The 13,855-nt window shown below is 59.5% G+C and carries 15 protein-coding genes and 1 riboswitch; of the genes, 9 read left to right on the plus strand and 6 right to left on the minus strand.

Annotated features, from left to right (window positions below; all coding sequences use genetic code 11):
* The first annotated feature begins 13 nt into the window (after positions 1 to 13).
* Complete coding sequence (locus SD70_RS01795) at positions 14 to 700, plus strand: N-acetylmannosamine-6-phosphate 2-epimerase (RefSeq protein WP_041045046.1); 687 nt, start codon at positions 14 to 16, stop codon at positions 698 to 700.
* 15 nt (positions 701 to 715) lie between these two features.
* A complete protein-coding gene (locus tag SD70_RS01800; protein ID WP_052486954.1) occupies positions 716 to 1,675 on the plus strand; it encodes an ROK family protein in 960 nt (319 codons plus the stop codon).
* A gap of 179 nt (positions 1,676 to 1,854) precedes the next feature.
* Here the strand turns inward: SD70_RS01800 and SD70_RS01805 are convergent, their stop codons facing one another.
* Entirely contained in the window at positions 1,855 to 2,580 is a 726-nt protein-coding gene (locus SD70_RS01805; RefSeq protein ID WP_041045048.1) for a Crp/Fnr family transcriptional regulator, read from the minus strand.
* Positions 2,581 to 2,877: 297 nt separating this feature from the next.
* Between SD70_RS01805 and SD70_RS01810 the strand changes: the two genes are divergently transcribed.
* From SD70_RS01810 to SD70_RS01820, 3 genes are all read left to right on the plus strand, one after another.
* The gene (locus SD70_RS01810; RefSeq protein WP_041045050.1) at positions 2,878 to 3,441 is read left to right on the plus strand and encodes a glycerol-3-phosphate responsive antiterminator; all 564 of its coding nucleotides are present in this window, start codon (positions 2,878 to 2,880) and stop codon (positions 3,439 to 3,441) included.
* Between the two features lie 41 nt (positions 3,442 to 3,482).
* Positions 3,483 to 4,982 carry a glycerol kinase GlpK gene (glpK, locus tag SD70_RS01815; protein WP_041045052.1) on the plus strand — a complete coding sequence of 500 codons (1,500 nt, stop codon included), beginning with the start codon at positions 3,483 to 3,485 and terminating at the stop codon, positions 4,980 to 4,982.
* 134 nt (positions 4,983 to 5,116) lie between these two features.
* Positions 5,117 to 6,784 carry a glycerol-3-phosphate dehydrogenase/oxidase gene (locus SD70_RS01820; RefSeq protein ID WP_041045054.1) on the plus strand — a complete coding sequence of 556 codons (1,668 nt, stop codon included), beginning with the start codon at positions 5,117 to 5,119 and terminating at the stop codon, positions 6,782 to 6,784.
* A gap of 99 nt (positions 6,785 to 6,883) precedes the next feature.
* Here the strand turns inward: SD70_RS01820 and SD70_RS40135 are convergent, their stop codons facing one another.
* Positions 6,884 to 7,027: an MFS transporter gene (locus SD70_RS40135; protein WP_156157849.1), complete on the minus strand. Its 144-nt coding sequence runs from the start codon at positions 7,025 to 7,027 to the stop codon at positions 6,884 to 6,886.
* A gap of 140 nt (positions 7,028 to 7,167) precedes the next feature.
* Positions 7,168 to 7,524, minus strand: a complete 357-nt coding sequence (locus tag SD70_RS01825; RefSeq protein WP_041045056.1) for a winged helix-turn-helix transcriptional regulator — start codon at positions 7,522 to 7,524, stop codon at positions 7,168 to 7,170.
* 169 nt (positions 7,525 to 7,693) lie between these two features.
* Between SD70_RS01825 and SD70_RS01830 the strand changes: the two genes are divergently transcribed.
* Positions 7,694 to 8,092, plus strand: a complete 399-nt coding sequence (locus tag SD70_RS01830) for a DoxX family protein (RefSeq protein ID WP_041045222.1) — start codon at positions 7,694 to 7,696, stop codon at positions 8,090 to 8,092.
* A 274-nt stretch (positions 8,093 to 8,366) separates the two neighbouring features.
* Here SD70_RS01830 and nagA read toward each other — a convergent pair whose 3' ends face one another.
* From nagA to SD70_RS01845, 3 genes are read right to left on the minus strand one after another with little or no spacing between them, the layout of a single operon-like run.
* Positions 8,367 to 9,563 (minus strand): N-acetylglucosamine-6-phosphate deacetylase, encoded by a 1,197-nt coding sequence (gene nagA / locus SD70_RS01835; protein ID WP_041045058.1) that lies wholly within the window; start codon positions 9,561 to 9,563, stop codon positions 8,367 to 8,369.
* A complete protein-coding gene (gene nagB / locus SD70_RS01840) occupies positions 9,560 to 10,291 on the minus strand; it encodes a glucosamine-6-phosphate deaminase (protein WP_041045060.1) in 732 nt (243 codons plus the stop codon). Before nagB ends, nagA begins: the two co-directional genes overlap by 4 nt.
* A 10-nt stretch (positions 10,292 to 10,301) precedes the next feature.
* Positions 10,302 to 11,165, minus strand: coding sequence for a MurR/RpiR family transcriptional regulator (locus tag SD70_RS01845; protein WP_041045062.1), 864 nt, complete (start codon positions 11,163 to 11,165; stop codon positions 10,302 to 10,304).
* A 387-nt stretch (positions 11,166 to 11,552) separates the two neighbouring features.
* A riboswitch (purine riboswitch) is annotated at positions 11,553 to 11,654 on the plus strand.
* A gap of 243 nt (positions 11,655 to 11,897) precedes the next feature.
* Between SD70_RS01845 and purE the strand changes: the two genes are divergently transcribed.
* Genes purE through SD70_RS01860 form a run of 3 tightly spaced genes read left to right on the plus strand, consistent with a single transcriptional unit; the run spans position 11,898 to position 13,794 of the window.
* On the plus strand, positions 11,898 to 12,383 hold the full coding sequence (gene purE, locus SD70_RS01850; RefSeq protein ID WP_041045064.1) for a 5-(carboxyamino)imidazole ribonucleotide mutase: 486 nt from the start codon (positions 11,898 to 11,900) through the stop codon (positions 12,381 to 12,383).
* A gap of 35 nt (positions 12,384 to 12,418) precedes the next feature.
* Entirely contained in the window at positions 12,419 to 13,645 is a 1,227-nt protein-coding gene (gene purK / locus SD70_RS01855; protein ID WP_082053069.1) for a 5-(carboxyamino)imidazole ribonucleotide synthase, read from the plus strand.
* Positions 13,603 to 13,794 carry a hypothetical protein gene (locus SD70_RS01860; protein ID WP_041045066.1) on the plus strand — a complete coding sequence of 64 codons (192 nt, stop codon included), beginning with the start codon at positions 13,603 to 13,605 and terminating at the stop codon, positions 13,792 to 13,794. Before purK ends, SD70_RS01860 begins: the two co-directional genes overlap by 43 nt.
* Positions 13,795 to 13,855: the final 61 nt, after the last annotated feature.

Raw genomic sequence — 13,855 nt, forward strand, 5'->3', positions numbered from 1 at the left:
GGAACGGGTAATCATGCAAACAAACTACTCTACCTTCTCCAAAAGAGGACTAATCGTTTCCTGCCAAGCGTTGGAAGACGAGCCGCTTCACGGTGGGGATACGATGCGGAAAATGGCGATTGCAGCCCAAATGTCAGGTGCGATAGGGATCCGTACCAACGGCGTGACTGATATCCGATTCATCAAAGAAGCTATAGATTTACCGGTAATTGGATTAATCAAAAGGAATATTTCGGGATCGGACATTTTCATTACACCGACAATGGATGAAGTGAAGGCCATCGTGGAAGCGGGAGCCGACATCGTGGCGCTCGATGTCACGGACCGGGAAGGGCGTTTGGAGCGGGTCATTGAGCTGATCACTTACGCACACCACGCCGGGGTTCGCGTGATGGCAGACGTTTCAACCTTTGAAGAGGGAGTCGCAGCAGAGCAATTAGGCGCTGATTTCATAGGAACGACGTTGTCCGGATATACGCCTTACAGTAGGCAATTGAAAGAACCAGACTTTGATCTCGTGCGTCAGCTTAGCAAAGTTGTACATGTCCCTGTGGTTGCTGAAGGACGAATCTGGACGCCTGAGGAAGCTGTTAAAGCCTTGGAAGCGGGAGCAGCCTATGTGGTTGTCGGAAGTGCGATCACTCGCCCACAGCTGATTATAAGGCGTTATGTAGAAGCGCTTCAAATGCAGATTTCCTAGTGAGGGGCGTTGAAAATGGAAGATTCCTTATGCGACCCGCAATCTTCTGTAGCCGTCGGCGTAGATATCGGCGGTACGAAGATCAATTCGGGGATCATTACTTGTCAAGGGGAAGTGCTATATTCATACAGCCTGCCAACTTTGGCCGGGAAAGTCAATGTTGTCGATCGGGTCGTGGAAGCGATCGATGCTGTCTTGGACAAGTTACCGAAACATCCAACGTTGAAAGGGATAGGAGTAGGTACGGCGGGACAGGTAGACTGGAAAACGGGAAGCATTCGCTTCGCTAACGATTTGCTTCCCGGCTATACCGGAACCCCTCTTCGAGAGATCCTGCAGGAGCGGTTCCGGCTGCCGATTTATGTGGATAACGATGTCAATGTATTGGCGCTCACCGAGAAGGTTCTCGGATCGGGTCAGGGAGCTGACCATTTTCTGTGCCTTGCGCTTGGAACCGGTGTGGGCGGAGTTGTCGTCACTAACGGCAAGATCGTCCACGGCGCCTGGGGAGGAGCCGGAGAAATCGGCCACATGTCCGTTAATTACAAAGGACTTCCTTGCATATGCGGAAACATTGGCTGCCTGGAACAATATGCTTCCGGAACCGGCATCGCCAAACTGATGAATGATCGACTGGCCGACTTGCCTGGCGTTGAACATGTTCCCGTGAATGCCAAAGAAGTCGTTGACCTATGGCTTAATGGGGATGTATTGGCTGCCGAGGTAATGGACGAGGTGATCGCATCGCTGGGGTCGGCAATCGCCAGCTTGCTGCATATCTTCAACCCGGAGCGGATTGTCCTTGGCGGCGGCGTAGCAGAGGTAGGGGAGCCGCTGATCTCCCGTTTGAGATTGGAAGTGAAAAGAAGAGCGATGCCATCCTTGTTTGAAGACGTTCGAATCGAATCGGCGCTGCAAAGAACTTTGAGCGGTATGATCGGAGCAGGGCTTCAGGTATGGGAATATAGTGAATGATAAATCCGAATATCTGCTTGTTTGTCGAAGCAAACAGAAAAGCAGGCTGCTGACCCGTTAATTCGGATGCAAGTAGGGCAGTTTCTACCCGCGCTGCTGAATTCTCCAAAAAACTCGCTGGCGACAACACGACTGTCGAAGGGGGTTCCTTTTTTTTCTACGACGGAATAACCAGCGCACTAAGCTTTTCCTCTAGTTGTTTTAGGCAACTTTTTGGATTCGCCCGGCTTGCCGCTCCAGTCAAGCTGAGCTTCCAGCTCGCTGCGGCGGACGACGCGCACCCAGCCGCGTCCCGTTTCCACCCAGCCCTGCCGCCGAAAACGCTGCAGCGCGCGGCTCACGACTTCGCGGGCGGAGCCGATCTCGGCAGCGAGGCCGTGATGCGTCGTATACAGCAGCGGCCGGCGCTCGGAAGTAGCGCGCAGCAGCGCTTTTGCCAGGCGCGTGTCGAGCGGCTCCGACAGCATCGCCTGCAGCTGCTCGTCCATACGCAGTATGTTTTCGAGCAAGCTGCCGAATACGGCGCTGCGCACAGGAGAGTACTCCTGCACCCAGCGCAAAAAGCTGCGTTTGGACACGAACAAGGCGGTCACGTCCGTTTCGGCTGTCATTATACCGGGGTAATCGCGTTCGCTCAGGCCGCTTAGCACGAGCAAGGCGCATACTTCCCCAGGCGCCAGCACGCTCAGGACGTGTTCGCTGCCGTCTTCCCCGATCCGGCTGATGCGCGCGGTACCTTCGATCAAAAACACGCCGTACGAGTCGGCATCCTCCCTTTGGAAAATGCGCGCCTTGGCCGGGAACGTGCGCGCGAACGGCTGTGCCTCCGCCCATTCCTCGGGGCGAATGGCGCTCAAATAAGGGAAGCGTTCCAGCAGCCCCGAATCCGCTATGCTTGCAACCATGCTTCGAGATCCGTCCTTTATGATCGTTTTCTCCCAGTTTAGACGATGCGACGGAGAAGCGAAAGAGGTTCGTGGACCGGCACCATCGATTGACATAGTTCGGCGTGCTGCATTACGATACGTTTGCGCAGAAGTAAGGTGCGGCCGCAACATGAATTTCTCTGTTCGGCAATTGCCAACAACCGGGCTGCCGAACTACAAAACCGCTTTCATTCCATCAAGGCGCTGTTGTATGATAGCTACAACGAACGCAAGCGTTCCGTTCCCGAGCTTGTTTACAAAAGGAGGCCGCGCCGTATGGCGTTTCATAATCAACCCATTTTGCCGGCGGTGCGCCGCATGAAAGATTTGGAGCAGCTGATGGCTCTCGATTACGAGTACATCATTTTGCTCGATACGCATCTCGGACAAATTAAGCCGGTCGCCGATATGGCGGCGGCGAACCGCAAAAAGCTGCTCCTGCACGCCGACTTGATCGAAGGGCTCAAAAACGACGAATACGCGGCGGAATATTTGTGCCAGCAAATTCGCCCCGCGGGCCTGCTTTCGACGCGGGCAGGCGTCATTACGAAGACGAAACAGAACGGGCTGTTGGCTATTCAGCGGTTGTTTTTGCTCGATACGAACGCGGTGGAGAAAAGCTACTCGCTCATCGAACGGACGCAGCCCGACTACATCGAAGTTATGCCGGGCGTATTGCCGCACATGATCGCGGAGGTGCACGGCAGAACCGGCATTCCCGTCTTTGCCGGCGGGTTGATCCGTACCGTCGAGGACGTGGAGCGGGCGCTCGAGGCGGGGGCGTCGGCGGTGACGACGTCGCAGGCCAGTTTGTGGCGGCATTTTGCCAAGCGGAAATAAGGCCGCCTCGCAGTGAATCATTTCAGGAAAGGGTGGTTCCCATGACCGATCAAGCTTCCTACGTTATGGCTCTCGACCAAGGCACGACGAGCTCGAGGGCGATTGTGTTTGGCCATGGCAGCGACATTGTGGCCTTTCAGCAGCAAGAGTTTCGCCAGCTGTTCCCGAAGCCGGGCTGGGTCGAGCACGACGCGGACGAAATATGGCTGTCGATTCGGAACGTCATCAGCGCCGCGCTGAGCGAGGGGAACATCCGGCCGCAGCAGCTGGCTGCGATCGGCATCACGAACCAGCGCGAGACGGCGGTCATATGGGACCGTCACACGGGGCGCCCGGTGTACAACGCCATCGTCTGGCAATCGCGGCAGACGGCGGACATTTGCGACGAGCTGAAGCGGCAAGGCTATAACGATATGTTCCGGGAACGGACGGGGCTTCTCATCGACGCTTATTTTTCCGGGACGAAGGTGAAATGGATTCTCGACCACGTCGAGGGCGCCCGGGCCAAAGCCGAGCGCGGCGACTTGCTGTTCGGCACGATCGATACTTGGCTCATCTGGAAGCTGACAGGCGGACGGGTGCATGCGACGGACTACTCCAACGCCTCGCGGACGCTGATGTACAACATTTACACGCGCGATTGGGACGACGAGCTGCTGCGAATTCTCGGCGTGCCGCGCTCGATGCTGCCGGAAGTGAAGTCGTCGTCAGAGGTGTACGGGCTGACCGATCCGGTGCTGTTTGACGGGCACTCCGTCCCGATCGCCGGAGCGGCGGGCGACCAGCAGGCGGCCTTGTTCGGGCAGGCGTGCTTCGAGCAGGGAATGGCCAAAAATACGTACGGCACCGGCTGCTTCATGCTGATGAACACCGGCACGGAGCCGATCCGTTCCAAACACGGGCTGCTCACGACGATCGCCTGGGGAATCGGCGGCCGCATCGAATACGCGCTTGAAGGCAGCGTGTTCGTCGCCGGTTCGGCCATCCAGTGGCTGCGCGACGGTCTGCGCATGATCGAGACGGCCCAGGACAGCGAAACATATGCGGCGCGCGTGCCTTCGACAGACGGCGTATACGTCGTACCCGCTTTCGTCGGGCTCGGTACGCCTTACTGGGACAGCGACGTGCGCGGCGGCGTATTCGGGCTGACGCGCGGCACGAGCAAGGAGCATTTCATCCGCGCTACGCTCGAATCGCTCGCTTACCAGAGCAAGGACGTGCTGAAGGTGATGGAGGAAGACTCCGGCCTCACTTTGAAAACGCTTCGCGTCGACGGCGGCGCCGTTCGCAACGAGCTGCTCATGCAGTTCCAAAGCGATTTGCTTAACGTCACCGTAGAGCGCCCGGTCGTCAACGAGACGACCGCGCTTGGAGCAGCTTACCTGGCCGGTCTCGCCGTTGGCTACTGGCACGATAAGGGCGAGATCGCGGCGCAGTGGCAAGTCGGCAAGCGCTTCGAGCCGGCGATGGACGAAGTGCGGCGCGGCGAGCTGTACGGCGGGTGGAAAAAGGCGGTTCAAGCCGCAATGCTTTTCAAATGACGGCACTCATGCTATAATCGTATCAAGTTAATATTTGGTTGGAGATCAGGAGAAACCACGACCCTTGCCTCGCATACGCTGCGGGCAAGGATGTCCGTGGTTTTTTTGCATTTGAACCCGGGAGGAGTGCAGACATGACGACAATTACCCCGTTCAGCGCTGCAAACAGACAACAAATGCTTGCGCAAATGGAGACGGAAACGTTCGACGTACTGGTTATCGGCGGCGGCATTACGGGAGCGGGCATCGCCCTCGATGCGCAAACGCGCGGCATGAAGACCGCGCTCATCGAGATGCAGGATTTTGCGGCGGGAACGTCCAGCCGCTCGACCAAGCTCGTGCACGGCGGACTGCGATATTTGAAGCAATTTGAAGTCAAAATGGTGGCCGAAGTCGGCAAAGAGCGCGCCATCGTCTACGGGAACGGGCCGCACGTGACTACGCCGGAATGGATGCTGCTGCCGATTTACGAGGGCGGGACGTTCGGGATGTTTACGACTTCGATCGGCCTCAAGCTGTACGATTTTTTAGCCGGCGTCATCAAGAGCGAGCGCCGTTCGATGCTGAGCCGCGAAGAGACGCTTCGCCGTGAGCCGCTCTTGAAGAAGGAGGGGCTGAGGGGCGGCGGCTTCTACGTCGAATACCGGACCGACGACGCGCGGCTCACGATGGAAGTGCTGAAAAAGGCGGCCAGTCACGGCGCCTATGCCGTCAACTACGCCAAAGCGGAGGAGCTCCTCTATGAGAAGAACGGCCGGCTCGTCGGCGTGAAAGTGGCCAACCGCATCGGCGGCGGCACGTATACGGTACGCGCCCGTGTCATCGTCAACGCTACCGGCCCTTGGGTCGATACGCTGCGCGAGATGGATCGCTCGAAGCAGGGCAAAACGCTTCGTCTCACCAAAGGCGTCCATCTCGTGTTCGACCAGTCGCGCTTTCCGCTCCGTCAGGCGGTGTACTTCGATACGCCGGACGGGCGGATGGTATTCGCCATCCCGCGCGACGGCAAAGCTTACGTCGGCACGACGGATACCGACTACAATGGCGATACGGCGCGGCCGACGATGACGGACGAGGATCGCCGGTATCTGATCGACGCCGCCAACTTCATGTTCCCGCAGCTGAAGCTGACCGAAGCCGACGTGGAATCGAGCTGGGCCGGTCTGAGGCCGCTGATTTACCAGGAAGGCAAGTCGCCGTCCGAAGTGTCGCGTCGCGACGAGATTTTCGTCTCTCCGTCCGGGCTTGTGACGATTGCCGGCGGCAAGCTGACGGGCTACCGCAAGATGGGCGAGCAGATCGTCGATCTGCTGGCGCGCAAGCTGAGCGAGCAGGGAGGCGCGGCGTTCCCGGCATCGAGAACGCGGACGATGCCGATCTCCGGAGGCGACGTCGGCGGGCCGGAAGGCTACGAGACGTTCGTCGCGCGGGCGACGGAGGACGGTGTCCGCCAAGGGCTGCCGCGCGAGGCGGCGCAGCGTCTGGCGCGCCGCTACGGCAGCAACGCCCCGCGCATTTTCGAGCTGGCGGCCGAGCATGGAAACGCTGCGTCCGGCTACGGTTTGCCGGTTGAGATTTACGCCGAGCTGCTGTATGCGATCCGGCAGGAAATGGCCGCGAAGCCGGTCGATTTCTTGATCCGCCGCACCGGAGCATTGTTCTTCGACATCGCTTCGGTGCACCGCTGGAAATCCGGTGTTATTGCGGCTATGGCCGATCTGCTCGGCTGCAGCGAGGAGCAGCGCCGCGAGTACGAAGAGGAGCTGGAGCAGCATCTCGTGCAAGCGGTACAGCCAATGTAAGGTTATTCGTGCAGGGCTCTCCGCCGGCTTGCGGGCGGGGGGCCCTTTTGCCGTGATAGCACGTTCTCCGGGCCGCGGCGCAGCAAGCAGGCAACCGGCTTAACGCCCGCTTTCCCAAAGCCGCTCGATTTGTTCGAGCGTTTTTCCATTCGTTTCCGGGACAGCCTTTATGCAGAAGATGACGGCCACAACGGCAATGATCGCAAAGTAGCGTAAGGCACCTGGCCTGATAATTATGCGTATGAAACCTCCTTCCTTGCCCCTCCTCCCAAAAACGCCGCTCCCTCCAAGACAAAGAGGCGAGCGGCGCGTGCTTCACGACGTTATCGACGGCGAGCGCGTCACGATCCGGTACCTTTGGCGGGAGAGAGCTCTTTTTGCGCCTAGCTTCCGTTCACGCCGCGCCTCGCTTTCATATGCTCCAGATGGGCGGCGCCCCAATCGTGCATTTGCTGCAAAATGGGCTCCAGACTCCGGCCATACTCCGTAATGGAATATTCGACTCGCGGCGGCACTTCCGGATAGACGACGCGCCGAACGATATCTTGCTGTTCCAGCTCGCGCAGCTGTGCGGTGAGCATTTTTTGCGTAATGTTCGGCAGCAGGCTTTTCAGCTCGCCAAACCTTTTGGTCCCTTCATGAAACAGATGGAGCAAAATAATCGGCTTCCATTTGCCCACAACGATCTCAAGCGCCGCCTCCACACCGTTCCTGCATTGCCAAGGCTGCTTCTTCTCCATGCCGAATCCTCCCAATAGTATCCTTTATGTAAGTATAGCACTTTTAAGTGCTTACTTCCGCATATGACTCTTTTGATTCATAATGGCGTCGAAGGCTTTCGGCCGGCAGCCGGCGTTGCAATCCGACTGGGGATTGCGTTCAAATAACCGTTGGAAAGGGATGAGCACGATGGATTTGCTTTCTCAGCTTCTCGTTTTGGCAGGACGCATACTGTTTGCATTCATTTTTATCGGGGCTGGCTTTGGCCATCTTCGAAATATGGGCCATACCGCACAAATCGCTGCGGCTTCAGGCGCACCGTTCCCGAAGCTGTCCGCTTGGCTCGCGAGTCTGCTGGCATTGCTCGGGGGACTCAGCGTGGCGTTCGGTTTTATGGCCCAGATCGGGGCGGTGCTGCTGATCGTTTTTCTAGTGCCTACAACCTTATTGACGCACCGCTTTTGGGGGCTAGACAATCCGCAGGAAGCGAATATGCAAAAAGTTCATTTTCTCAAAAATGCAGCTTTGCTCGGCGGCGCCGTCATGCTGTTATGCAACGGTTCCGGTCCGCTCAGTCTTACCCCCTGATGCCGTCATCGTCCGGTAGCGGAATTGTAACAAAGTTGAAATACGCCATTCATCTCCCTTTAAGGTTGGGCGCTTATACTAAACATCGACCCCCTTTTCAATATAGAATCACTTGGACCTGCGGCCCGTTGCCGCAGGTCATTTTTTTTTTATCAAGAGCAGCAACAACAAAAATATAAGTTAAAAATACTATGTGTTAAATGAAAAAGGCGCAGGCCCCGCAAGCAAAAAAACGGCCGCCCGGGTGTACATCCACATCCCGGGCGGCCGCCTTCTATTCCAGCTTCGCGCCGCGCTTCCACACTTGCCGCAGCTCCAGATTGCTTGCGCCCACCTGCAGCAGGTCGGCCCGCTTGCCGGCCGCGATCGAGCCGGTTTCGCCGTACAGGCCGAGCCGTCTCGCCGGATTGCCGCTGCCGAGCTCGCTCGCCTTCGGCACCGAAAGGCCGATTTCAAGCACCATGTAGCGGAACGCGCCGATCATCGTCAGCGTGCTTCCGGCCAGCGCGCCTCCTTCTTTAAGCCGCGCCGCGCCGTCCTTGACGACGACGTCCAGCCCGCCGAGCGAATAGTCGCCGTCGCCGAGGCCGGCTGCCGATATCGCATCGGTGATCAGGATCAGGTTGCGCTGCGTTTTCACTTGCGTGAGCAGCTTGATGCCCGCCGGATGCACGTGCAAGCCGTCGGCGATCACTTCCGCATGCAGGCGCGGATCGGTGAGCACGGCGCCGACAGTGCCCGGCTCGCGGTGGTGCAGGCCGCGCATCGCGTTAAACGTGTGCACGGCATGGCTCAGTCCGTGCGCGGCTGCAGCTTGAATGTCGGCGTACGTCGCGTCCGTATGGCCGCAAGCGGCAATAATGCCGTGCGAAGCGAGCCAGCTCACGACATCCAGCGCCCCTGGCCGCTCCGGCGCCAGCGTCACCATCCGGATAAGGCCTGGATACCTCGCAGTCCACGCTTCCAGCCACTCTTTGTTGGCATCTACAATAAAGTTCGGGTTTTGCGCGCCGGGCCACTTAGGCGAGATGAATGGGCCCTCGAGATGCACGCCGTACAGCTCGGCGCCCGTGCCGCCCGCACGGCTGCTGCGGTACGACTCAACCGCCTCAAGCACGCGGTCGATCGCTTCCCGCGAAGCGGTTACCGTCGTCGCCAGCATCCCGGTCGTACCGTTTCTGGCGTGAAACGAAGTGATCGCGTCGTACGCTTCCGCCGTCGCCTCCATAAAATCGCCGCCGTACCCGCCGTGCACGTGAATGTCGATAAAGCCCGGCAGCAGCCAGTCACCGCCGGCGTCCGCCGAAGCGTCTAGCAGCGGCTTCAGCTCCGCCGGCACGTCCGCTTCGGAGCCGACGTAGGCGATAGTTCCGTCCCGCCACAGCAGGACGGCATCGTTCAGCGTTCCTGTTTCCGTTACGACGGCGGCGTGGCGCACGCCGCCGCTCGTTTTGCCTGCCGCGCTCTTCATGCGTCCAACAGCCTCCCCGCCTCGGAATCGACGTACACGTGCAAATCGGCGTGCGTTTGCAGCAGCGAAGCCGGGCAATCTGTCGTGATCGGACCGGTCAAGGCGCGGTGCACGATTTCCGCCTTATCGGCGCCGCGCACGACGAGCAAAATCGATTCCGCCTTCAAAATCGAGCCGATCCCCATCGTCAGCGCGTGCGTCGGCACCTCGTCCAGGGACTGGAAGAAGCGCGCGTTGGCTTCGCGCGTCGACGGCTTCAGCTCCACGATATGGGTGCCGCTTAGCAGCGCATGGTCAGGCTCGTTGAAGCCGATATGCCCGTTGTGGCCGATGCCCAGCAGCTGCAGGTTGATGCGCCCGGCGCCGGCCAGCAGCTCGTCGTAGCGGCGGCATTCGGCTTCCAGATCGGCGGCGTTGCCGTCCGGCAGGAAGGTTTGCTCCGGCACGAGGTCCACGTGCTTGAACAGGTGGTTCTGCATATAGCTGCGGTAGCTCTCCGGATGACCGGCCGGCAGCCCTACATATTCGTCCAAATTGAATGTCGTCGTCTGCTTGAAGCGGACAAGACCGGCTTCATAGCGGCGTACGAGCGAAGCGTAAATGCCGACCGGCGTGCTGCCCGTCGCCAGCCCGAGCACAGCGGCCGGGTTGCGCAGCACGAGCCCGCTGATCAGGTCGGCCGCCGCTTCATTGAGCGCTTCTTGCGTCTCGAATTTGCGGATTTTCATGGTGATTCCCTTACCTTTCCTTGGACGGTTTGCGATAGCGGCGCACATATTGGAACGATTCCTCCAGCTTCGGGATATAGGTGTCGAAAGCGGAGCTCAGCAAGCCTGTGAACACGACGTCGAGCACGAACAGCTGCGCGATGCGGGACGCCATGTCGCCGCGGCGGATGCCTTCTTCCAGCGACGAAGTGAACAGCTGCAAGTCGGTGAGCGACGCCAGCGTGTTCGGGCCGTTTTTCGTCAGCGAGATCGTCGTGGCGCCGCGCTCTTTGGCGCACGATACGGCGTCGACGATTTCCGGCGTCTCGCCGGAGTAAGAGATGGCCAGCACGACGTCGTCCTCGCACAGCGTCGCCGCCGACGTCACCTGCATGTGCGTGTCGGTGAACATCGACGTCCGCCTGCCGAGCCGCACCAGCTTCTGATAAAAATCGGACGCCACGACGCCCGACGTCGCCACGCCGTAAATGTCAATCTGCCGCGCCTGGTGCAGCGCCGCGACCGTCCGCTCCAGCATCGCCGGATCGAGCAGCTGCCCGGTCTCGGTGATGGAGCGCAGATGGTTTTGCTGAACGCCTGCGATCAGATCGGCAATGCGCGTGTCCGCGACAATATCTTGGTAGGTTGGCGCAGCGGAGCGCCGGGTCGCCAGCTCGGCGGCCAGCTTCAGCTTGAAATCGCCGAAGCCCACGAAATGAAACGATTTGCAGAAGCGCGACACCGTAGCGGTGCTCGTTCCCGACTGTTCGGCGAGCTCGACGATGCTCAGATGCGTCGTCTCCAGCGGATGGGCAATAATGTACTCCGCGAGCTGCTGTTCTTTCTGATGCAAATCGGCCATTGCGTCTTGAAGGGCAACGAGAATGCCCGGCATCGCCGTTCACCTGCCTCGCATGCATGATTGATAATATTTTACACGCATAAGGAAAATTATTTTCACAACTTTATCATAAAAAAAATTACCGCATAATTCAACTGAATTACGAAAAAAATATCCCCCAGCAGCAAAAAACATATGGACGAAGCGGCGCGTCGTTCGCGCATTTCGAACCGGGAAAATGGAGCCGTCGTCCCCCTATGCGGGGACGGCGGCTTTTTGCTATAAGCAGCGAAATCATGTACAATAAAAAGTAGACAAGCTTTCATTAAACGCGAACTAAATCAATGCAGTCGTTGCCGAATGTTCGGATTTGCGGTTGACATCGCCAGAGAATAGCTGATAAACTAAAATCGACAACGAGCAAAATCAGAACATAGCAAAATACGAATGATAACGCGGCTTCGTATAATGTCGGGAATATGGCCCGAAAGTCTCTACCCGGAAACCGTAAATTTCTGGACTACGAGGAAGCGGATGTGGGTACAACTAGTGATGACGCTAGTTGTCGGCCTTTTATTCCCATTTTGAGCGGTGGGGCGGGGCAGCATTCGGTTCTTTGCAGTCCGGTGATAGGAGGCTTCTATCTCCGGACTTTTGTTTTTTACCGCTGCAGAATGAAAATCGTTCTGAACGGCGATAACAACTTCCGCTTAACGCGGCCCGATCATCTTCGAGATTACTCCGACAGGAGTTTTTATCACAGCGGCATAAATGGGAGGACTCAGCGTGACGGCAACAATCGGAGTCATTATGGGCAGCAAATCGGATTGGGAAACGATGAAGCACGCCTGCGACGTGCTGGAGGAGCTCGGCCTGGCATACGAGAAAAAGGTCGTCTCGGCGCACCGCACGCCGGATCTCATGTTCGAGTACGCGGAGACGGCGGCGGCGCGGGGCCTCAGAGTCATTATCGCCGGAGCTGGCGGCGCGGCGCATTTGCCGGGCATGGTCGCAGCCAAAACGGAGCTGCCGGTCATCGGCGTGCCGGTCAAGTCGGCGGCATTGAACGGGCTCGACTCGCTGCTGTCGATCGTGCAGATGCCGGCCGGCATACCGGTGGCGACGGTGGCGATCGGCCAGGCGGGGGCGGCGAACGCCGGTCTGCTGGCGGCGCAAATCGTCGGCGCGTTCGAGCCCGAGGTGCGGGAGCGCATCCGGGCGCGGCGCGAGCGGACGAAGCAGGCGGTGCTGGAAGCAGGGGATTTGGAATGAGCGGCGCGAGCGAACGAAACGGGGGCGGCTTGGCGATGACAGATCAGGCGAAAGGCGGCCGGCAAAAGCTCCCGGAAGCCGCGCGCCGCATTCTCCCCGGAGCTACGATCGGCATTCTCGGCGGCGGCCAGCTCGGGCGCATGATGGCGCTCGCCGGCTCGCACCTCGGCTACCGGTTCGTAACGCTCGACCCGACGCCCGATTCGCCTTGCGGCCAAGTCGCAGCGCATCAGGTGACCGCCGCTTACAACGATGTGGAAGCGGCGTGCCGGCTCGCGGAGCTATCCGACGTCATCACGTACGAGTTCGAAAATGTGGACGCGCGCGTAACGGAGCTGCTGGAACGGGAGTGCTACGTGCCGCAAGGGAGCGACTTGCTGTACGTCACGCAGCATCGGCTGCGCGAGAAGCGGGCGATCGAAGCCGCCGGCGCCAAGGTGGCGCCGTACGAAGAGATCGCCAGCAGAGCGCAGCTGCGGGAAGCCGTAAGCCGGCTCGGCACGCCGTGCGTGCTGAAGACGGCGACCGGCGGCTACGACGGCAAAGGCCAGCGGGTCATCCGCTCGGCCGAGGAGGCGGACGCGGCTTATGCGGAGCTGAGCCGCGCCGGAACCGAGCTCGTGCTCGAACGGTTCATCCGGTTCGAGCGCGAGCTCAGCGTCATCGCCGCCCGCTCGCCGAGCGGCGAAGTGCGCACGTTTCCGGCGGCGGAAAACGTGCATGTCGACAACATCCTGCACCTCTCGGTCGTGCCGGCCCGCGTCCCGAGCGATGTGCTGCTCCGCGCCGAAGAGCTGGCGCGGAGCATCGCCGCCTCCCTCGGCGTCGTAGGCCTGCTCGCCGTCGAGATGTTCGTGACGGCGGAGGGCGAGCTGTTCGTCAACGAGCTCGCGCCGCGGCCGCACAATTCCGGCCACTACACGATGGAGGCGTGCATGACGTCGCAGTTCGAGCAGCATGTGCGCGCTATTTGCGACTTGCCGCTCGGCCCGACGGCGCTGCGCACGCCCGTCGTGATGGTGAACGTGCTCGGCGAGCACGTTGAGCCGCTGCGCGCGTGGCTGGCGGCGCACCCGCCCGGCGGAAGCGTTGAGGCTGGCACGCCGGCCGGCGCCGGGCAGGCGGGTGCCACGTCTAATGCGGCTCAGGCCGGCGAGGCGCCGGCTGCGGCGCAGAGCACCGCCAGCTACGGCGATGCGGCGCGAGCGCCCGCCATCGCGTGCGGCGCTTCGGCTGGGGCGGCGAAGAAGAAGTTGTCGTAAAGCTTCATCTATATGGCAAGCACGAAGCGAAGCCGAAGCGCAAAATGGGGCACCTGAACTTGCTTTCGGACGATGTAGAGAAAGCGCTGAATTGGGTAGAGCGGACAGGAGTATGGCGCGAGCAGGAGAGCAAGCGGAGGGAACGGTAGTCGCGTTCCGTCAAGCAGTACGGACAAATCAATAAATAAATAGAGACTATTATCGGACTTA

It is taken from the genome of Gordoniibacillus kamchatkensis (genome assembly GCF_000829455.1).
Lineage (GTDB): Bacteria > Bacillota > Bacilli > Paenibacillales > NBRC-103111 > Gordoniibacillus > Gordoniibacillus kamchatkensis.